The sequence below is a fragment of the Stenotrophomonas sp. WHRI 8082 genome (genome assembly GCF_040223995.2).
Lineage (GTDB): Bacteria > Pseudomonadota > Gammaproteobacteria > Xanthomonadales > Xanthomonadaceae > Stenotrophomonas.
Map to the genome: position 1 here is coordinate 402,591 of NZ_CP167826.1, position 20,478 is coordinate 423,068.

16 protein-coding genes are annotated in these 20,478 nt (G+C 66.5%); 7 read left to right on the forward strand and 9 right to left on the reverse strand.

Going from position 1 to position 20,478, the window contains the following annotated elements:
- Position 1: 1 nt before the first annotated feature.
- The 4 genes from secD to queA form a co-directional block, all read right to left on the reverse strand.
- Complete coding sequence (gene secD / locus ABRP17_RS01680) at positions 2-1,852, reverse strand: protein translocase subunit SecD (protein WP_349985282.1); 1,851 nt, start codon at positions 1,850-1,852, stop codon at positions 2-4.
- A gap of 61 nt (positions 1,853-1,913) precedes the next feature.
- Positions 1,914-2,258 (reverse strand): preprotein translocase subunit YajC, encoded by a 345-nt coding sequence (gene yajC, locus ABRP17_RS01685; RefSeq protein ID WP_042615071.1) that lies wholly within the window; start codon positions 2,256-2,258, stop codon positions 1,914-1,916.
- 132 nt (positions 2,259-2,390) lie between these two features.
- The gene (gene tgt, locus ABRP17_RS01690) at positions 2,391-3,521 is read right to left on the reverse strand and encodes a tRNA guanosine(34) transglycosylase Tgt (RefSeq protein ID WP_349985283.1); all 1,131 of its coding nucleotides are present in this window, start codon (positions 3,519-3,521) and stop codon (positions 2,391-2,393) included.
- Positions 3,522-3,848: 327 nt separating this feature from the next.
- Entirely contained in the window at positions 3,849-4,913 is a 1,065-nt protein-coding gene (gene queA, locus ABRP17_RS01695) for a tRNA preQ1(34) S-adenosylmethionine ribosyltransferase-isomerase QueA (RefSeq protein ID WP_349985284.1), read from the reverse strand.
- A gap of 213 nt (positions 4,914-5,126) precedes the next feature.
- Between queA and ABRP17_RS01700 the strand changes: the two genes are divergently transcribed.
- Both ABRP17_RS01700 and ABRP17_RS01705 read left to right on the forward strand, forming a co-directional pair.
- Complete coding sequence (locus ABRP17_RS01700; RefSeq protein WP_349985285.1) at positions 5,127-6,623, forward strand: aminotransferase class III-fold pyridoxal phosphate-dependent enzyme; 1,497 nt, start codon at positions 5,127-5,129, stop codon at positions 6,621-6,623.
- Between the two features lie 81 nt (positions 6,624-6,704).
- Positions 6,705-7,301, forward strand: a complete 597-nt coding sequence (locus ABRP17_RS01705) for a TIGR00730 family Rossman fold protein (RefSeq protein ID WP_192080659.1) — start codon at positions 6,705-6,707, stop codon at positions 7,299-7,301.
- A 91-nt stretch (positions 7,302-7,392) separates the two neighbouring features.
- Here the strand turns inward: ABRP17_RS01705 and ABRP17_RS01710 are convergent, their stop codons facing one another.
- Complete coding sequence (locus ABRP17_RS01710) at positions 7,393-10,233, reverse strand: EAL domain-containing protein (RefSeq protein WP_349985286.1); 2,841 nt, start codon at positions 10,231-10,233, stop codon at positions 7,393-7,395.
- A gap of 121 nt (positions 10,234-10,354) precedes the next feature.
- Here ABRP17_RS01710 and ABRP17_RS01715 point away from each other — a divergent pair, with 121 nt between their 5' ends.
- The 5 genes from ABRP17_RS01715 to ABRP17_RS01735 all read left to right on the forward strand — a co-directional run bounded on the left by ABRP17_RS01715 (position 10,355) and on the right by ABRP17_RS01735 (position 14,668).
- Entirely contained in the window at positions 10,355-10,996 is a 642-nt protein-coding gene (locus ABRP17_RS01715; RefSeq protein ID WP_188324311.1) for an RNA polymerase sigma factor, read from the forward strand.
- Positions 10,993-11,994 (forward strand): hypothetical protein, encoded by a 1,002-nt coding sequence (locus tag ABRP17_RS01720; protein ID WP_349985287.1) that lies wholly within the window; start codon positions 10,993-10,995, stop codon positions 11,992-11,994. The genes ABRP17_RS01715 and ABRP17_RS01720 overlap by 4 nt, the downstream gene beginning before the upstream one ends.
- Before the next feature lie 53 nt (positions 11,995-12,047).
- Complete coding sequence (locus tag ABRP17_RS01725; RefSeq protein ID WP_188324312.1) at positions 12,048-12,653, forward strand: YigZ family protein; 606 nt, start codon at positions 12,048-12,050, stop codon at positions 12,651-12,653.
- Positions 12,646-14,409, forward strand: a complete 1,764-nt coding sequence (locus ABRP17_RS01730) for an ABC transporter transmembrane domain-containing protein (RefSeq protein WP_349985288.1) — start codon at positions 12,646-12,648, stop codon at positions 14,407-14,409. The genes ABRP17_RS01725 and ABRP17_RS01730 overlap by 8 nt, the downstream gene beginning before the upstream one ends.
- 67 nt (positions 14,410-14,476) lie before the next feature.
- Positions 14,477-14,668 (forward strand): hypothetical protein, encoded by a 192-nt coding sequence (locus ABRP17_RS01735; RefSeq protein WP_192080655.1) that lies wholly within the window; start codon positions 14,477-14,479, stop codon positions 14,666-14,668.
- A 216-nt stretch (positions 14,669-14,884) separates the two neighbouring features.
- On the opposite strand, the gene ABRP17_RS01740 is transcribed toward ABRP17_RS01735, so the two are convergent.
- The 4 genes from ABRP17_RS01740 to dnaK all read right to left on the reverse strand — a co-directional run bounded on the left by ABRP17_RS01740 (position 14,885) and on the right by dnaK (position 20,283).
- Entirely contained in the window at positions 14,885-16,000 is a 1,116-nt protein-coding gene (locus ABRP17_RS01740; protein ID WP_349985289.1) for a prephenate dehydrogenase, read from the reverse strand.
- Positions 15,997-16,905 (reverse strand): pyridoxal kinase, encoded by a 909-nt coding sequence (gene pdxY, locus ABRP17_RS01745; protein ID WP_349985290.1) that lies wholly within the window; start codon positions 16,903-16,905, stop codon positions 15,997-15,999. The genes ABRP17_RS01740 and pdxY overlap by 4 nt, the downstream gene beginning before the upstream one ends.
- A gap of 175 nt (positions 16,906-17,080) precedes the next feature.
- Entirely contained in the window at positions 17,081-18,211 is a 1,131-nt protein-coding gene (gene dnaJ, locus ABRP17_RS01750; RefSeq protein WP_188324317.1) for a molecular chaperone DnaJ, read from the reverse strand.
- A gap of 155 nt (positions 18,212-18,366) precedes the next feature.
- Positions 18,367-20,283, reverse strand: coding sequence for a molecular chaperone DnaK (gene dnaK, locus ABRP17_RS01755; RefSeq protein ID WP_188324318.1), 1,917 nt, complete (start codon positions 20,281-20,283; stop codon positions 18,367-18,369).
- Positions 20,284-20,478: the final 195 nt, after the last annotated feature.

The following is a 20,478-nucleotide window of genomic DNA, read 5'->3' on the forward strand; positions in this document are numbered from 1 at the left end:
GTCAGATGGCCAGGGACTTGAGCTTCTTGCGACGGCCATACAGCAGCACGGCAAGGGCACGGGAAACGGTGATCGCGGTGAACATCGAGGCGATGATGCCCACGACCATCGTCACCGCGAAGCCCTTCAACGGGCCGGTACCGAACGCATACAGCGCCACGCCGGCCAGCATGCCGGTCAGGTTGGCGTCGAGAATGGTGCCCGATGCCTTTTCGTAACCGGCCACGATGGCGGCCTTGGCCGGCATCCCGGCGCGCAGCTCTTCACGTATGCGCTCGTTGATCAGCACGTTGGCGTCCACCGACAGGCCGATCGACAGGGCCAGACCGGCAAAGCCGGGCAGGGTCATGGTGGCGCCGAACAGCGACATCACCGCAACCACGATCAGCAGGTTGAACAGCATCGCCACCGAGGTGATGACGCCGAACATGCGGTAATACACGGTGAAGAACACCAGCGTGAACAGGAAGGCGAAGCCCACTGCGGTCACACCGCGCTGCACGTTCTCGGCACCCAGGCTCGGGCCGACGATCTTTTCTTCGACGAAGTCCATCGGCGCGGCCAGCGAGCCGGATTTCAGCATCTTCGCCAGGTCTTCGGACTCACGCTTCTCCAGGCCGGTGGTCTGGAAGTTCTTGCCGAACACACCGTTGATGTTGGCCACCGAGATGACCTCTTCCTTGACCCGGAAGCTGCGCACTTCCTTGCCGTCCACGGTCTCGACGCTGGGGATGCGCTCGGTGTAGACCACGGCCATCGGCTTGTTCACGTTGGCGCTGGTGAAGTCGAACATGCGCTGCCCGCCGACATTGTTCAGCGTCACGCTGACCGCCGCCGCACCGTTCTGGTCGGTGGTGGCCTGCGCGGCGACCATCTGGTCACCGGTGACGATCACGCGCTTGGACAGCAGCTCCGGGCGGCCATCGCGGCGGTGGTACACCTTCGCTTCCGGCGGAATGCGGCCGGTATCGATGGCGTCCTGTGCATTGCCTTCCACCACGGCGCGGTATTCCAGCGTCGCGGTGGCACCGATCATGCGCTTGGCTTCGGCCGTATCCTGCACACCCGGCAGCTGCACGACCACGCGGTCGGCACCCTGGCGCTGGATGATCGGCTCGGCCACGCCCAGCTGGTTGACGCGGTTGCGCAGGGTGTTGACGTTCTGCTCGATGGCGCCGTTGGCGATCGCGGTCAACTCGGCGTCGGGCATGCTCACCGTGACGCGGTTGCCGGTGACTTCATAGCCCAGCGTCGGCTGCGACTTGAACAGCGCATCACGCGCACGCAGGCCGGCGCCCTCGCCCGCTGACGGGCTGAGGTTGGCCACGATGGTGTTGTCACCACGGCGCTCGACGGACTGGTACGGGATACGCGCATCCCGCAGGCTGGTGCGCACGTCTTCAGTGTAGGAATCCAGGCGCTTGTCCAGCGCGGCCTTCTGATCGACCTGCAGCACGAAGTGCACGCCGCCCTGCAGATCCAGGCCCAGCGTCATCGGGCGTGCGCCCAGGTTGGACAACCAGTCCGGCACGGTGGACGCCAGGTTCAGCGCGACCACGTAGTCCTCGCCGACGCTCTGCTTGAGCACGTCGTTGGCGGCGGTCTGGGCCTGGATGTCCGGCAGGCGGACGATCAGGTTTTCACCTTCCACTTCCGCCGCCATCGGCGTGACACCGGCTGCCTTCAGGTCAGCCAGCACGCGATCGCGCAACGCGCTGTCGACCAGTCCGCCACGGTTGGCCGTGATCTGGACGGCCGGGTCTTTCTGGTAGATGTTGGGCATCGCGTACAGCGCACTGATCGCCAGGACGATCAGGATGACGACGTACTTCCAGCGTGGAAATTCGAGCATTGCTAGGGTCCCGCGCGGCGCCATCCCCGGCGCCGCGGTTGTACTTCGAAAAGGGAGTGGCTCAGACGGCCGACTTCAGGGTGCCGGCCGGCAGCACGTTGCCGACAGCGCCCTTCTGCACGCGGATGCGCACGTTGTCGGCCACTTCCAGGGTGACGAAGTTGTCACCGATGTCGGTGACCACACCGGCAATGCCGCCATTGGTCAGCACTTCGTCGCCGCGCTTGATCTTCTCCAGCATGGCCTTGTGCTCCTTCTGCCGCTTCATCTGCGGGCGGATCATCAGGAAGTACATGATGGCGATCAGGATGACCGGGAACAGCAGGGTGGTCATGGTGAAACCCTGCGGTTGGCCGCCGGCGGCCTGTGCGTGGGCGGCGGGAATCAGGAAAGCAAGCAGGTTCATCAAGAAGTCCTTTGGTTGGGCGGCACTCCGCTCCCTCAGGGAACCGGGCGCGACCGCAGATCGGTGTCAGCCGTGAAGTATGCCACGGGCCCAGGGATTCGTCCTTGGGCCCTTCGGCAGGGGTGTCGCCGCTTACAGCGGTGGTGCGGCGGCGCCCCGGGCCGCGTAGAAAGACCCGCGGAATGCGTCGAAGGTTCCCGACGCGATGGCCGCGCGCATGTCCGCCATCAGCTTTTCGTAATAGAAGAGGTTGTGGATGGTCCCCAGCATCGGCGCCAGCATCTCGTTGCAGCGGTCCAGGTGGCGCAGGTACGAACGCGTGTAGCCCCCGCTGCAGGCAAAACAGCCGCAGCCCGGCTCGATCGGGTCCATGTCGCGCTCATATCGTGCATTGCGGATGCGGACCGTGCCGGTGGAGGTGAAATAGTGGCCGTTGCGGGCGTTGCGGGTGGGCATCACGCAATCGAACATGTCCACGCCACGGGCCACGCCTTCCACCAGATCCTCCGGTCGACCCACGCCCATCAGGTAGCGCGGGCGGTCCGCCGGCAGCTCCGGGTGCAGGTGGTCCAGCATGGCATTGCGTTCATGTTCCGGCTCACCCACGGCGAGTCCGCCAATGGCGTAACCGTCGAAACCGATCTGCTGCAGGGCCTCGGCCGAACGGCTGCGCAGGCCGGTATGCACCCCGCCCTGGACGATGCCGAACAGCGCCGCGTCGTTTTCCAGCGCGTCGTGTGCGTCACGGCTGCGCTGTGCCCAGCGCAGGCTCAGCTCCATCGAACGCCGGGCGACATCCTCGGTCGCGGGGTACGGGGTGCACTCGTCGAAGATCATCACGATGTCCGAATCGAGCACCTTCTGGATCTTCATGCTCTCTTCGGGGCCCAGGAACACCCGCGCGCCGTCGGTCGGCGAAGAGAAGGTCACGCCCTGCTCGGTGATCTTGCGGCGGTGGGCCAGCGAAAACACCTGGAAACCACCGGAATCCGTGAGGATCGGTCCATCCCAGCGCGCGAAGCCGTGCAGGCCGCCGTGGTCGGCGATGACGTCCAGGCCCGGGCGCAGATACAGGTGGAAGGTGTTGCCGAGGATGATTTCCGCGCCCAGCGCACGCACCTGGTCAGGAAAGATCCCCTTCACCGAGCCATAGGTGCCGACCGGCATGAAGGCGGGCGTTTCCACCGTACCGCGCGGGAACGTGAGGCGGCCGCGGCGGGCACGGCCATCCGTGGTCTGGAGCTGGAACTGCAGTCGGGACATGATGCGGGTGCTTGGACAGATAGCTGTCCATTATCCCGCACTTTCCGGTTGACCGCGAAAAGCATGGCGCCTCGGATGTCTGGGAGGGGCGCGGCTACGGCCGGCAGCAGGCCGGCTGCCTTTCATCCCCCACCCACCGCACGGGTGCTCTTCGCCTGCCGCATCCAGCCCTCTGTCCGGCGAGCCGGGGACAGGCCCCACGGGACCGTTGGAGCCCCGGACGGGCGGAAACGAGCCTCCATGGATGGATTCACGGCGTGTCCCGTGGGGCCTGTTCCCGGCTCGCAGCGCGGCGACACAGAAACGCGCAGACCAACGGAAAACCGATCAGCCCTGCGGGAACAACAACATCGCATCGCCGTAGCTGAAGAACCGGTAGCGCTGCGCGATCGCATGCCGGTAGGCTTCGAACACCCGCTCTTTGCCGGCGAACGCGGAAATCATCATCAACAGCGTGCTTTCCGGCAGATGGAAGTTGGTCACCATCGCATCCACGCTGCGGATCCGGTAACCGGGGGTGATGAAGATCTGCGTCTCCCCCGCAAACGGCAGCAGTTCGCCGTCGCGCATCGCGCTTTCCAGTGCACGCACCACCGTCGTGCCGACGCCGATCACCCGTCCACCGGCCTCGCGCGTGCGCCGCACCTGCTGTACCAGCTCCGCGCCCACGTTCAGCCACTCGCGGTGCATCACATGATCCTTCAGGTCATCCACCCGTACCGGCTGGAAGGTGCCTGCGCCGACGTGCAGCGTCACATGGCCGAATTCCACGCCCTTGGCCCGCAGGGCATCCAGCAGCGCATCATCGAAATGCAGCCCCGCCGTCGGCGCCGCCACCGCCCCTACTTCACGGGCGAACACCGTCTGGTAGCGCTCGCGATCGTCCAGCCCCGGCTCGCGCTGGATATACGGCGGAAGCGGCAGGCGACCGGCATGCAGCAGCCATTGCTCCAGCGCCTCGGGCACATGGAACTGCAGCACGTAGAACTCGCCGTCGCGCCCCAGCACTTCCGCCTCGCCGCCGGCATCCAGGGCAATCCGGCTGCCCGGCTTCGGCGTCTTGCTGGCCCCGACCTGCGCCCGGGCCTGCTGTGCGCCCAACAGCCGTTCGATGAGGATCTCCACCCGCCCACCGGTGGCCTTCTGGCCGAACAGCCGCGCCGGGATCACCCGCGTATCGTTGAACACCAACAGGTCGCCCGCGCGCAGCAGCTCCGGCAGGTCATGCACATGTGCATCGGCCAGCGCGCCCGGCACGGGCGGCACCAGCAACAGACGACTGGCGGAGCGCTCGGCCAGCGGCGCCTGGGCAATCAGTTCAGCAGGAAGTTCGTAGTGGAAGTCAGACTTCTTCAAGGGAACACGCGGCAACAGGTCGGCAATGGCGCGCATTGTACGACCGGCCGCCGCCAGACCGCGATGCAGGAGCCCAACGGCCGCGAAAATGCTGCCATGCAGCAGCGAACGCACGGGGTTATCGCGCAAAAAGGCGCGTGCTAGCATCGAATCAGAAGTCCGAATGCACGAGCCATCATCCAACGCGCGCGCTTGCCGCGCGTTGTGCTTTTCCGGGGCCGTGCGACCTATCGTTTCAGGAGACCTGCAATGAGCTTCATCGAACGCCTCGCCCCCCTTCGCGCCCAGCCCGGCACCCGCCTGACCACCGGCCTGGATGACGCCACGCTGGAGCAGCTGGCCGCGAGCCACCCGTCGCTGGTGGCTGCAATGGACGCCGCTGCTGCGGAATTTTCCCGGGTACAGGCGGAGCTGGGCGAGCTGCTGGCGCTGGACGAACAAGCGCAGATCGACGCCATGCAGGACGGCTTCATCAACTTCTATGCCGATGACGCAGTCACCCCGTACGTGGCGCTGACCGCGCGCGGACCGTGGGTGGTCACCTTGAAGGGCGCAGTGCTGTACGACGCGGGCGGCTACGGCATGCTCGGTTTCGGCCACACCCCGGACGCCGTGATCGACGCCATGGCCCAGCCCCAGGTGATGGCCAACATCATGACCCCCAGCCTGTCGCAACAGCGCTTTGTCCGCGCGTTGCGTGCAGAGATCGGCCACCGTCGCGGCGGCTGCCCGTTCACCCGCTTCATGTGCCTCAATTCCGGCTCGGAAGCGGTCGGCCTTGCCGCGCGCATCGCCGATGTGAACAGCAAGCTGCAGACCGACCCGGGTGCCCCGCATGCGGGCGCGACGGTGAAGCGCGTGGTGATCAAGGGCAGCTTCCACGGCCGTACCGACCGCCCTGCCCTGTACTCCGATTCCAGCCGCCGTACGTACCAGCAGTACCTGGCGAGCTACCGCAGCGAAGACTCGGTCATCGCGATCGCACCGTATGACGAGGCCGCCCTGCGCGCCGTGTTCGACGACGCGGGCCGCAACAACTGGTTCATCGAAGCGGTCTTCCTGGAACCGGTGATGGGCGAAGGCGATCCGGGCCGTTCGGTGCCACCGGCGTTCTATGCCCTCGCCCGCGAACTGACCCGCGCGCACGGCAGCCTGCTGCTGCTGGACTCGATCCAGGCCGGCCTGCGCGCGCACGGCGTCCTGTCGGTGGTGGATTACCCGGGCTTCGAGGGCCTGGACCCGCCGGACATGGAAACCTACTCCAAGGCGCTGAACGCCGCACAGTACCCGTTGTCGGTGCTGGCAGTGAATGAACGCGCTGCGCAGCTGTACCGCAAGGGCATCTATGGCAACACGATGACCAGCAACCCGCGGGCACTGGACGTGGCCTGCGCCACGCTGGCCCAGCTGACGCCGGAGGTCCGCCGCAACATCGCCGAGCGCGGGGCGGAAGCAGTGCAGCGGCTGGAACAGCTGAAGGACGAACTGGGCGGCCTGATCACCAAGGTCCAGGGCACCGGCCTGCTGTTTTCCTGCGAGCTGGCCCCACAGTTCAAGTGCTATGGCGCCGGCTCCACCGAAGAGTGGCTGCGCCGTCGCGGCGTCAACGTCATCCACGGCGGCGAGCGCTCGCTCCGCTTCACCCCGCACTTCGGCATGGACAGCAGCGAGTTGCAGCTGCTGGTCGGCATGATCGGCCGCGCCCTGCGCGAAGGCCCGCGCCGCGAAGAGGCCGAAGCCGCCTGAAAATGCGAAAATGGGGACGGAGGGAATTAATTCTGATTAATTCCCTCCGTCCCCATTTTGTCGTTATTTGCAGGAAATCCCATGAAGTCCATTTGTGTTTACTGCGGGTCCAACGCAGGCAGCAAGCCCATCTACAGCGAACGCGCCGCCGCGCTGGGTGAACGTATCGCCCGCGACGGGCTGCGCCTGGTCTATGGCGGTGGCAATGTCGGCCTGATGGGCACGGTGGCCAACGCGGTGATGGAGGCCGGCGGTGAAGTCACCGGCGTGATACCGCAGCAGCTGGCGGACTGGGAAGTCGCCCACCGCGGCCTGACCTCCCTGGAAATCGTGGGCTCGATGCATGAGCGCAAGTCGCGCATGTTCGACCTGTCCGACGCCTTCGTCGCCTTGCCCGGCGGCTTCGGCACCATGGAAGAGATCTTCGAGATGCTGACCTGGCGCCAGCTGGGCATCGGCAGCAAGCCCTGCGCTTTCCTCGATGTCGACGGCTTCTACGCCCCGCTGATCGGCATGATCGACCGCATGGTCGACGAGCGCTTCCTGCACCCCGCCCAGCGCGCCGACCTGTGGTACGGCTCGGACATCGACGAGATGCTGGAATGGATGCGCCACTACGAGCCCGCCCAGGCCTCCAAGTGGATCGATGAGAAGCGCCGCAAGGCACTGGTCCCGTAAACACGAAAAAAAGGGGACGGAGGGGATTAAGTCGCATTCGGCCACGGACGTGGTCGAATGCGACTTAATCCCCTCCGTCCCCTTTTTTGCTTCAGCGCGGGGCGGGGCGGCCGAGAAGGTAGCCTTGGCCGTAGTCGCAGCCCAGGCCGAGCAGTATCTGGCGTTGGCTCTCGGTTTCGATGCCTTCGGCGATCGTGTCGATGCCCAGCGTGCGGGCCAGTGACACCACGCCTTCGACCAGCGCCAAGGTGCTCTTCGCCTCCGGTCCGTTCAGGCCGGCGATGAAGCTCTGGTCGATCTTCAGCGTGGTGATCGGGAAACGGTGCAGGTAGGACAGCGCGGAGAATCCCGTGCCGAAGTCGTCCAGCTGTACGAGGATGCCGCGCTCGCGCAGCGCCTGCAGCACGCGCAGGGTGCGCGGGCCGTCATCGAGCAGGGCCACTTCGGTGATTTCAAGCCGCAGGCGGTGCGGGTCGGCGTTGAACGCTTCGATCAGCCCGAACAACCGTTGACTGAAATCGGCAGAACGGAAATGCCGCGGCGACACGTTCACCGATACATACCCGCTGCCGCCGTGCGCCAGTGCGGCGATCACCTGTTCGTAGATCAGCCAGTCCACCTGTTCGATCAGGCCACTGCCTTCGCTGAGGTCGAGAAAGGCCCCCGGCAACAGCACCCCCCGCGTTTCGTGCTGCCAACGCAGCAGCGCCTCGTAGCCGACGATCTCGCCATCACACAGGCGAACGATCGGCTGGTAGTACGGCATGAAATCGTGGTTGATGATCGCCCGGCGCAGGTCGGATTCCAGGTCCAGGCTGCGCATCGCTTGTTCGCGCATGTCTTCATCGAAGATCGCGCAGCGGTCGTGGCCCTGTGCCTTGGCCCGGTACATCGCCGCGTCGGCATCGCGCAGCAGCTCTTCGCCGCGGTGGTAGCGGCTGTTCCACAGCGCGATGCCCAGGCTGCCCGACGGGAACAATTCGCGCCCTGCCACCCACATCGATTCCTGCAGCGCCAGCAGCATGCGCTGCGAGAACTCGAGTGCCTGCGCAAGCCCCTGCGGACACTGCAGCAGGATGGCGAACTCGTCGCCGCCCAAGCGTGCCACCACGTCGTCGGCCCCCAGCATCGAGACGATGCGCCGGGCCACTTCGACCAGCATCTGGTCGCCCGCCGCATGCCCGATGCTGTCATTCACCAGCTTGAAGCGGTCCAGGTCCAGGAACAGCACGGCAAACTCGCCGCCCTCGCCCTGCCGTGCGCGTGCAAGCGCGTCCTCCAGTCGATCCAGCAGGTGAATGCGGTTGGGCAGGCCGGTCAGGCCGTCGTGCATGGCCTGGTGGGTCAGCCGCTGCTCGGCGCGCAGCCGTTCGGCGATCTGCCCGAGCAGCTTTTCGTTGACATCGGCCAGCTCGCGCGTGCGCTCTTCCACGCGCTGCTCCAGCCCGGCGTGGGCAAGCCGCAGGCGCTCCTGGTCGCGCTGCCGCGCCAACCCGGCGCCGATGTTCTGCGCCACGAACGTCAGCAGCCGCTGATCATTCGGAGTGAATCCCACATCCGCGCTGTAGCTCTGTACGACGATCACACCAACCACCTCGTCGTCGCGCAGCAGCGGCACACCCAGCCAGCACTGCGAGCGCACTCCGGATTCGCGTATCTGCCCCGCCTCGATCATCGCATCGATAGCCGCGCGCGCAGCGAGCAGCGGCTTGCGCTCACGCACGACGTGTTCGGTCAGTCCCTGGCTGAAAGCGCGCGGCGCCCGCAACGTGGTGTATTCGTCCACCGAGTACACGAACTCCAGTCCGTCACCCGCTTCGTTCACCAGCGCGATGTAGAAATTGCGTGCATCCAGCAGCGTGCCGACGATGCCGTGCACCTGCGCATGGAACTGCGAGAGGCTCTCGGCTTTCATCGCCAGTTCGGCGATGCCGTACAACGCGGCCTGCAGTTTTTCCGCACGCCGACGTTCGAACACTTCATCCTGCAGGCTGCGGTTCGCCCGCTGCAGTTCCAGCGTGCGCCGTTCCACCTGCCGCTCCAGCTGCACCTGCGCCTGGCGCCGGTCCATCGCGGTCTGCACGTGCTGGGCCACAAAGCCGAGCAACGCGCGATCCGCATCCCCATAGCGATCATGCTGGTCGTAGCTCTGCACCACGATGGCGCCGCATACCCGGCCGTCGCGCAGCATCGGCACGCCCAACCAGTCCAGGCTTTCCGGTCCGCGCCAGTGCTGTGCATCCTGCCCGACGCTGGCGAGCAGCTGCCGCGATGGACCACTCAGCGCCTGCCCGTGTTGCAGCAGCGCGAAGGTCAGGCTGCCGGGCATCTCGCTTTCCGCATAGGTGCGCGAGGCATCGGCGACGAAGTCATCGATCTGATCAGCGAAGTACAGAAATCGTATCGTCCTGCGCACATCGTCGTATTCCACGATGAAGCAGTTGTGCGCGTACATCAGGGTGTTCAGCACGCGGTGGACATGGCGCAGCATCTCGGCCATTTCCAGCTCGGCCCCGGACAGGTCCGCGATTTCATACAGCGCCTGCTGCAGCCGCTTGCCGTCTTCCAGCACGTGGATCTGCGCGTCCTGGCGGGCCTGCCGCACCGCCGCCTGCAATGTTTCGCGGGCGACCGGCCACCAACCCGGCGGAACGCTCTGCGCATCCACCTGCAGGCCCAGTCGTGCACCGGCGTGCTGCCACTGCTGGTGCCGATCGTCGCAGACGCCGACCTTGGCCCAGTCCGCTGTACTGCAGGGCGCGCCGTCGCAGGGGAACCCCTGCATTCCCTCGCCCAGCAGCGGGTCGTTCCAGTACGCCTGCAGCGTCGCGCCCGCCGGCAGCAGCCCGTGCAAGGCCTGCAACACCCCGGCCGTCACCACGGCGTCGCCTGGTGTTTCCATCAATGGCGCAACGATCTGGCTGGACAACATGACGACCCCATGGCGCGGGAATTCCCGACACCTCCCCTTGACGCGGAGCATAGCGCTTTCCACCCCCGGAAATGGAGCCCTGCAACCCCTCTGCCCCCCCTCGTCCGTTAGGGAGGGAGACATGTCCATTCCTCGCCCGTTGCTTGCCGCCCCCGCCTCCGGCACGACCCGCTATGCGTCGTCGCGGGCAGGCCTTACCCTGTGCGCCGTGGACACTGCCGCATTGCCAACCGATGAAGCCTTGATGCTCGCCTGGGCCGGCGGCGACCTGCCCGCGTTCCAAGCCCTGTATGAGCGTCACCGGCGCAAGCTGCATGGCTTCCTGCTGCGGCAACTGCGCGATCCCGGCCTGGCTGAAGAAATGTTCCAGGACGTGTGGCAGCGGGTCATCGCGGCCCGTGCCGGCTGGCAGCCCGACGCCGCCTTCGGCACGTGGCTGTTCCGCATCGCCCATAACCGGCTGAACGACCATTGGCGCGCGTCCCGCCACCGCCCGCCTGCGCCGTACGATGCTGACGCACGGGTGGAGGCCGTGGTGGATGGGCACACGCCTGAAACCGAGCTCAGCGGGTTTGAACAGCGCCGGCGCGTGCAGCAGGCGATGGATGCCCTGCCGCCCGACCAGCGCGAGGTGCTGCTGCTGCGCCTGGAGCAGGAGCTGAGTCTGGAAGAGATCGGCCAGATCACCGGCGTTGGCCGGGAAACCGTGAAGTCGCGGCTGCGTTACGCGATGGACAAATTGCGCGCAGGATTGACCCCATGACCGGCTCCGACCTGAATCGCCACGATCCGCTGACGGCCGAAGAGCGCGAGATGGCCAAGCTGCTGGGTGGCCGCTTGGACAAGGCGCCCCCGCCTGCGGTGGATGCCGCCGTGCTGGCGGCCGCCCGCGCGGCGGTGCTAGACGATCGTGGCAGGTATGACGCGGCCCCTTCAGCGCCATCCGATGCACCCACCCCGCGCCTGCAGCACCGTCGCCCGCGCTGGCCTGCCGTGTTCGGCGTGGCCGCTTCGGTGGTGTTCGCCGTCGGCCTGGCCTGGCAGCTGCGTCCCGAGCCGCCGCAGGCCCCCGCCCGCGTCGAGGCGGCACCCGCGCCGGCCTCTGCAGCGGCAGACAGCAGCGCGCCCGCTGCGCGCCCTGCGCAGGCCGACGAAGCGGCCGACGCATCGGCCGTGATGCAGGCTGATGAGCGGCCGGCGGCACAACCCGCTGCCCCCGCAGAAGCGACACGGCAAGCACGCAGGGCGCCCGAGCCGGCCCTCGCACCCGAAGCCGCCCCGGCGCCCCCACCTGTCGTTGCAGAACCGGCGCCACGTGAGCGCGCGGTGCCGCACGCGCATCCGCTTCCCGCGCCTCCGCTTCCCGCACCTTCCGCCGCGCCTGCGCCTGCACGCGCCGATGCGTACGCCGCAGCGCCGGCTGCCGCGATGGAAGCGGATGCCGCAGAGCCACGCGCAGCCGACGTCGAATCGTCCTCTTCGCGTACCGCACGTAGCCTGCGCGCCGCGCCGGAAAATGCGCAGGCCAACAACCCGCAGGCCTTCGCGCAGCGCAAGCAGGCGGCATCGCTGAGTGCCGAAGCCGTGCAGGACGCCGTGCTGGCCGACGCGCAGCTGACACGCCGCCAATGGCTGCAGAAGATCCGCCATCGCCGCGACGCAGGGGACGTCGATGTCGCCCGCGCCAGCCTGGAGCGCTATCTGTTCCAGTATCCGGAAACGCGCCTGCCGCGCGACCTGCAGCCGCTGCTGGCCGATTGACGGTCTGACCGCCCACCCGGCCCAGCGCGAGCCGGCGCGGTAACATTGCACGGATGCCTGACACCCTCGCCGCTGCCGTCCACCATAGTCTGGAGATCAAGCACAGCCGCTTCATCGCGCACGCCGCACCCATCGGCGATGCCAGCGATGCGCTCGCGTTCCTGCAGCATGTCGCGGTGCCCGACGCCACGCATAACTGCTGGGCCTACCGGCACGGCAACGAATATCGCTCCAGCGATGACGGGGAACCTGCAGGCACGGCCGGCCGGCCGATCCTGGCGGCGATCGACGGACAAGGCTTCGACCGGATCATGGTGGTGGTGATCCGCTGGTATGGCGGCATCAAGCTGGGTGCCGGCGGACTGGTGCGGGCCTATGGCGGCACGGCAGCCGAGTGTTTGCGCATCGCGCCACGCCTGCCGCTGATCGCGTTGGCGCAGCTGCACATCCGTGCCGGGTTCGACGACCTGGGCGCGCTGCACGCGGCCTTGGCGGCGCACAATGCCTTGAAGCTGGACGAATCGTTCGACGCCGACGGGGTCGCCATCCGCATCGAACTGCCCGTTGACCAGTGCGACGCATTGAAAACGCGCCTGCGCGACGCCACCCGTAACCGGGTACGCCTGCTGCAACCTTCCGAGTGCCCCACCGATGACTGACGCCGCCCCGCCCCGCCCCACCCTCAAGCGCCTTGGCAGCCTCAGTACGCTGTGGCCGTTCGTACGCCGCCACGCGGGGCTGTTCAGCGCTTGGCTGGCCGCCTTGGCGGTGTCGTCGGCGGCAACGCTCAGCCTGCCGCCGGCGGTGAAGCAGATGATCGACCACGGCTTCACCGGTGGCGGCCAGATCAACCGCGCCTTCGCCCTGCTGATGCTGGTGGCGGTAGTGATGGCGCTCGCCACGGCGGCGCGCTTCTTCTTTGTTTCATTGCTGGGCGAAAAAGTCGTCGCTGACCTGCGCGCGCAGTTGTATGGGCACCTGATCACCCTGGGGGCCGGCTTCCATGACCGCAATCGCAGCGGCGAACTGGTGTCGCGCCTGACCGCGGACAGCGAACTGCTGCGCAGCGTGATCGGCTCCACCATGTCCGTCGCCCTGCGCAGCAGCGTGACCGTGGTCGGCAGCCTGGTGATGCTGTTCGTGACCAGTCCGCGGTTGGCCGCCTGGGCCCTGCTGGGCATTCCGCTGGCGGTGCTGCCGATCATCATCGGGGCGCGCCGCCTGCGCGGGATCTCACGCGACAGCCAGGACCGCATCGCCGATGCCAACAGTCTGGCGGCCGAAACACTGGGCGCCGTGCGCACCGTACAGTCACATGCGCGCGAACCCTACGAACAGGGTCGCTTCGGCGTGGCACTGAGCGATTCGATCCGCGCCGCGAAGCGCCGCATCCGCGCGCAGTCGCTGGTCACGGCCAGCGCCATCCTGCTGGTGTTCGGCGCCATCGTCGGCGTGCTGTGGCTGGGCGCGCACGATGTCATCGCCGGTCGTCTGACGGCCGGTACGCTCGGGCAGTTCGTGCTGTACGCGCTGATTGGCGGCGGCTCGGTCGGCGCGCTGGCCGAAGTCTGGAATGAGCTGCAACGTGCGTCAGGCGGCATGGGCCGGATCAGCGAACTGCTGCAGGAAGACGTTGAGATCCGCGCCCCTGACACGCCCACCGCGCTGCCGGTACCGCTGCGCGGCGAGATCCATTTCGACGATGTCGTGTTCCATTACCCGCAGCGCCCGGACACGCCGGCGCTGGAGCATTTCAGCCTGCACGTGCGGCATGGTGAAACCGTGGCGCTGGTCGGTCCTTCCGGCGCCGGCAAGAGTACGGTGCTGCAGCTGCTGCTGCGTTTCCATGATCCGCTTTCCGGTGCGATCACCGTTGATGGCATCGACCTGCGTGCGATGGACCCGGCATCCCTGCGTGCGCAGCTGGCCCTGGTGCCGCAGCAGCCCACGCTGTTTGCCTCCAGTGCACGGGACAACATCCGCTACGGTCGGCTGGACGCGAGCGACGCTGAAGTGGAAGCGGCCGCACGCGCCGCCGAAGCGGACGACTTCCTGCGTGCGTTGCCCGAAGGCTACGCGAGCGAGCTGGGCGAGCGTGGTGCGCGCCTGTCCGGTGGGCAGCAGCAGCGCATCGCCATCGCCCGCGCGTTGCTGAAGGATGCCCCGATCCTGTTGCTCGACGAAGCGACCAGCGCCTTGGACGCGCAGAGCGAGCGGGCGGTGCAGCAGGCACTGGAACGCCTGATGGCGGGACGCACCACGCTGGTCATCGCGCATCGCCTGGCGACCATCCTCAAGGCCGATCGGATCGTGGTGATGGACCATGGACGAATCATCGCCCAAGGCACGCATGAGCAGTTGCTGGCCGAAGGCGGCTTGTACGCGGACCTGGCGAAACTGCAGTTCATCGATTGACCACGCGCGGCTAACGAGTGGCGGCGCACGCTGGCGCCGCATGTTCGATGATTGAAGGAGGTAGACGATGTCATTCCGTCAGTTTCCCGCCACCGATTCGGATGGCGAAAGCCGCATCATTCTTGAATTCAAGCCCGACGAGGCGGCAGCAGCGGCGAGCGCGGTAGAACCGCGTTACGAACTGGAAGACGGCCGCGCGCTGGTCCGCAAGGGGCGGGAGTTCGTAACGCCCGGTGGCGATGTGCGCCTGAGCATCTGAGCTGAGAAAACGGTAGCGCCAAGCCATGCTCGGCGGGGACTATCACAATGTCCCGGGACTCTCCGCCGAGCATGGCTCGGCGCTACCGTGGATGCCACCATCCGATGGGTGGCGAAGTTTTCACCACCCATCTTGACAGCCTAGCGTCGCAAGGGATGAGACAGGTTATCCACATGTTTGTGCGGAAACCATCCACACGGCCTGTGGATGAAACCGTCAGCGTGGAAGTACTCGCCCGATGCCGCTGTCGTCCACTTCAGCTGCAGCGGCGGCGATGGCCATGTCGCTGCTGCCGGGCACGAAGCCGATGCGGAAATGCACCTCGCCACCCGGCGTGCGCGAGGAATGGATCGAGGCCAGGCTGATCTGGTGCTGCTCGAACACGTGCAGCAACGCGCGCAGCGAGCCCGGCCTGTCTTCCGGCAGATGGACAGACAGCGATTGCCGCTCGGTCAGATCGGCGAGCAGATAACCCACGCGCTCGAAGGTGTAGTTGCCATCAGCGAGTACGTCCGGCCCGAACGCGTCGCGATTGTCGTGCAGCAGTTGTTGGCGGAATGCCGCGCGTGCGTCGTCATCGCCCTGCAGCACCTGCGACTGCAACTGTTGCAGCTGCGCGATCAGCCGCTCCAGCATCGGCGCCACGTGCGGGTTGCCGAACTGGATGTCTTCGTAGATCGCCGGGTTCAACGAGAGGATGCGCGAAATGATCGCCGTATCCAGCTCGAACGAGGCAGAGCGATATGGCAGCAGCGCCGACAGATCACCCAGTTCCGCCGCGTAACCGCGCAGGACGCCCGCCTGCGCAAGATGGCCGGCGTGCACCATTGCCTGCACCAGCGCCATCACTTTATCGTGGTGGGCCGGCGTCGCGCGCACGCATTCGGCCTGCAGTGCGGCGCACAGTTCCTGCAGCCACGGCTGCCAGCGATCCACACGCGCTTCGCAGACCACCATCACCCTGCCCTTCAGCGTCGGCGCTTTCGGTGGTGCCGTCATGGGGTGAAGGCCTGCCACTTCAGCGCGTGACGCCAACATCGCCTCCACCGGTGCTTCCTTGACCGAGGTGATGTCCAGCCACAGCGTTCCCGCCTCGCGGCCAGCCGCACGCTGCACGTAGTCGGCGATCAATGCGGGGGTGTGGCGGATCGGTGCGGAAAACAGCAGCACATCCGCCTGTTCCAACAACTGCTCGGGCGTGTGCGACGCAGGATCCGCCGGATCGTGGCCGATCACCCGCAGTTGCATGCGCTCGCTGAAAAAGCGCTGCAGCCAGCGCCCATACGCACCGGCGCTGCCAACGATGCCGATCACCTGCGGCGACGCACTCATGCCAGCCGCTCCACCGCGAACCGCTCCGGCTGGGCCAAGGCGGCCGGTGCAGCCGCGTGCACGTCGAACTCCTCGACGCCGTTGGCCAGGGTCGCTTCCAGTGCGGCATGGGTGCCGGACACCGAGCGGCTGATGGCCTGCTGCAGGGTCTCCCCGCGCAGCAGGAAGGCCACGATCAGCGCCATCAGCACATCGCCGGTACCGGCCACGTCCACCGGCAACAACGGCGAGGTCCAGCGCCAGACGCCTTCGTGGCCCACGGCCAGCGTCACCAGCTCACCGCTCTCGCCCGACACGCTGTGCGCAAGCACCCATTCCGGGCCGCGCTGCAGCAGCGCGCGGGCCGCGGCGATGGCATCGTCCTGGGCCAGCGACGGCATGCCGGTCAGCCGACCGAGCTCGAACGCATTGGGCGTGACCAGCCAGGCATGCGGCAGCAGCCGCTCGGCAAAGACCTTCTCCAGGCCAGGTTCGACATAGGGGCCGGTGTGGGTGTCACCGATCACAGGATCCAGGCAGTAACGCAGTTGCGGACAGAGCGGCAGGATCTCATCCAGCCAATCGGCGAATGCCGCGCCATTGTCGACACTGCCGAAGTAGCCGGAGACCAGCATCCGCGCACGTTGTGGCAGCCCGCGCTCGCTGGTACCGCGCAGCAGATCGGCGAACCAGTCCACCGGCAGCACGCGGCCACGGGTGGTTGCATAGAACGGCGCGTTGCTCAGCAAGGTGGTCGGTATCTCGGCCACCCGCACGCCCAGCGCGCGCAGCGGCGGTACCGCCGCGCTGTTGCCGGCGTGACCGTACACAAGCTGCGACTGGACCGAGATGACATCGACCGGCGAGGGTCCATCCGGCCGCTGGCGGCGGCCGTGGACCAGATGATTTTCAAGGGATTCGCTCATGGGCGCATTTTACGCCCGCGCCCGGTGGAACGCGCCGCGCCTGACGATATGCACCACGCCCGGCGGTGCGCCGCGCCCGGTGGAACGCGCCAAACCCGGCTTCGGTAGCGCCGAGCCGTGCTCGGCGAGCGCAGCGGCAGACCCGTGACGGCCAGCGGCCGTCACGACCCTGGGATCAAGACGTCATCCGGTCCCAGAAACCCTTCACGCCATCGATGAACGTCGCCGACTTCGGCGAATGCTTGCGCGCGTCCTCGCCCACGAAGGTGGCTTCGAACTGCTCCATCAGCTTGCGCTGGTCGGGCGTCAGGTTCACCGGGGTCTCCACCACGACACGGCAGTACAGATCGCCTTCGCTGCGGCTGCGTACCGATCGCACGCCCTTGCCACGCAGGCGGAACAGCTTGCCGGTCTGGGTCTCGGCCGGAATGCGGATCTCCGCCTCGCCACCCAGGGTCGCCACGCGGATGCTGTCACCCAGCGATGCCTGCGAAATGCGGATCGGCACTTCGCAGTGCAGGTCATCGCCGTCGCGCTGGAAGATCGCGTGGTCGCGCACACGCACTTCCACGTACAGATCGCCCGGCTGCGTGCCGGCCGGACCGGCCTCGCCTTCGCCAGCCAGACGGATGCGGTCACCGGTATCGACGCCCGCAGGTACCTTCACCGACAGCACTTTGTCTTCTTCCACGCGACCGTTGCCGTGGCACGTCTTGCACGGCTGGGCGATGGTCTGCCCGCGGCCGTTGCAATGGTGGCAGGCCTGCTGCATCGCGAAGATCCCGCGCTGGATGCGCACCTGGCCGCGACCATGGCAGACGGTGCAGGTTTCCACCTTGCCGTCTTCCGAACCGCTGCCGTCACAGTCACCGCACTCGGCCAGGGTCGGGATATCGATGCGGCGCTCAACACCCCGCACCGCTTCTTCCAGATCCAGCTCCAGCACGTAGCCGATGTCGGCACCGCGACGCGCCTGGCGCGGGCCACCGGCCCCACCTCCGAAAATATTGCCGAAGATGTCACCGAAAATATCGTTCATGTCCGGACCACCCGGACCACCGCCGCCACCGCCCATGCCGTGCTCGAAGGCCGCGTGGCCGTGGGCATCGTACATGCGGCGTTTGTTGCCGTCGGACAGCGTTTCGTAAGCTTCCTTGCACTCCTTGAAGGCAGCCTCCGCCGCCGCGTCACCCGGATTGCGGTCGGGGTGATGCTTCATCGCGCAACGACGGTATGCCTTCTTCAGCTCTTCGTCGGTCGCGGTACGGGCTACGCCCAAAACTTCGTAGTAATCACGCTTGCTCATGGAATGGATCGCTTTCCGGTACGTCGGGATTCGTCAAAGCAGAAAAGCGGACATGGTCCGCTCCTGCGTCGGGCGCCCCGACCCGCTGCTGGCGGTCAGGACCCTGATGCGACGACGGGACGCTGCCGTGAGGCAACGTCCCGCGTCGGTCTGGATCAGGACTTCTTGTCGTCCTTTACTTCGGTGAACTCGGCATCGACGACGTCGTCGTGCTTCGCACCGGCATCCGCGTCGGCGGGACCACCCTGGTCACCGGCCGAAGCGGCGGCGAACAGTGCCTGGCCGGCTTCTTCCAGCGCCTTCGACCGGGACTCGATCTGCGCCTTGTCGTCACCCTTCATTGCGGTTTCCAGGTCCGCCAGTGCGGCCTCGACCTTGCCGATCACGTCGCCACCGACCTTGCTGCCGTGTTCGGTGATCGCCGAACGCGTGCCGTGGATCAGGGCATCGGCCTGGTTGCGGGCCTGCACCAGTTCCTGGAACTTCTTGTCTTCTTCGCGGTTGGCTTCCGCATCGGCGACCATGCGTGCGATCTCGTCCTCGGACAGACCCGAACCGGCCTTGATCTCGACCTTCTGTTCCTTGTTGGTCTTCTTGTCCTTGGCCGACACGTGCAGGATACCGTTGGCGTCGATGTCGAAGGACACCTCCACCTGCGGCAGGCCGCGCGGTGCCGGCTCGATGCCGGACAGGTCGAACTTGGCCAGCGACTTGTTGAACCGGGCCTGCTCGCGCTCACCCTGCAGCACGTGCACGGTCACGGCCGACTGGTTGTCCTCGGCGGTGGAGAACACCTGCGAGGCCTTGGTCGGAATGGTCGTGTTCTTTTCGATGATCTTGGTGAACACACCGCCCATGGTTTCGATACCCAGCGACAGCGGGGTCACGTCCAGCAGCAGCACGTCCTTGACGTCGCCGCCCAGCACGCCGCCCTGGATCGCCGCACCCAGTGCCACGGCTTCGTCCGGGTTGACGTCCTTGCGCGGTTCCTTGCCGAAGAACTCGGTCACCGCCTGCTGCACCTTCGGCATGCGGGTCTGGCCACCGACCAGGATCACTTCGTTGATGTCGCTGGCACGCAGGCCGGCATCATTCAACGCAACGCGGCACGGCTCGATCGACTTCTTGATCAGCTCGTCCACCAGCGACTCCAGCTTGGCGCGGGTCAGCTTGATGTTCAGGTGCTTCGGACCGGAAGCATCGGCGGTCACGTACGGCAGGTTCACTTCGGTCTGCTGGGCGCTGGACAGCTCGATCTTCGCGCGCTCGGCAGCGTCCTTCAGGCGCTGCAGCGCCAGCGGATCCTTGCGCAGGTCGATGCCCTGGTCCTTGTTGAACTCTTCCACCAGGTATTCGATGACGCGGTTGTCGAAATCTTCGCCACCCAGGAAGGTGTCGCCATTGGTGGCCAGCACCTCGAACTGCTTCTCACCGTCAACGTTGGCGATTTCGATCACCGACACGTCGAAGGTGCCGCCGCCCAGGTCGTACACCACGATCTTGCGATCCTTGCTGTCACCCTTGTCCAGGCCGTAGGCCAGCGCAGCCGCGGTCGGCTCGTTGATGATGCGCTTGACGTCCAGGCCCGCGATGCGGCCGGCGTCCTTGGTGGCCTGGCGCTGGCTGTCGTTGAAGTAGGCCGGCACGGTGATGACCGCCTCGGTCACTTTCTCGCCGAGATAATCTTCGGCGGTCTTCTTCATCTTCTCCAGCACCTTGGCGGAGATTTCCTGCGGCGCCATCTTGCGCGCATCGCTGGTAGCCACCCAGGCATCGCCATTGTCGTGCCCCAGGATGGAGTACGGCACGTGGGAGATGTCTTTCTGCACTTCAGCGTCGGTGAACTTGCGGCCGATCAGGCGCTTCACCGCGTAGAAGGTGTTCTTCGGATTGGTGACCGCCTGGCGCTTGGCCGAGGCACCCACCAGGACTTCGCCGTCCTTGGTGTAGGCGACGATCGACGGGGTGGTGCGATCGCCTTCCGAGTTTTCAATGACGCGGGCCTTGCCGCCGTCCATGATCGCCACGCACGAGTTGGTGGTGCCGAGGTCGATACCAATGATCTTGCCCATGGGGAACTCCTGAAGATAATTCGGTGAATCCGGCCGTGGCCGGTGTATGAATGGGATGTGGGGGAGGCTCGTGGAACATTCAAGCCATCCCCCGAACGCTGTGTTTCTGCAAGGCCAAACGCGTTCAGCGTCTGGCGGGAAAATCGCGCGGCGCGGCGCTGGTTCTTGCCGGCTGCTGGTTCTTGCCGGCTGCTG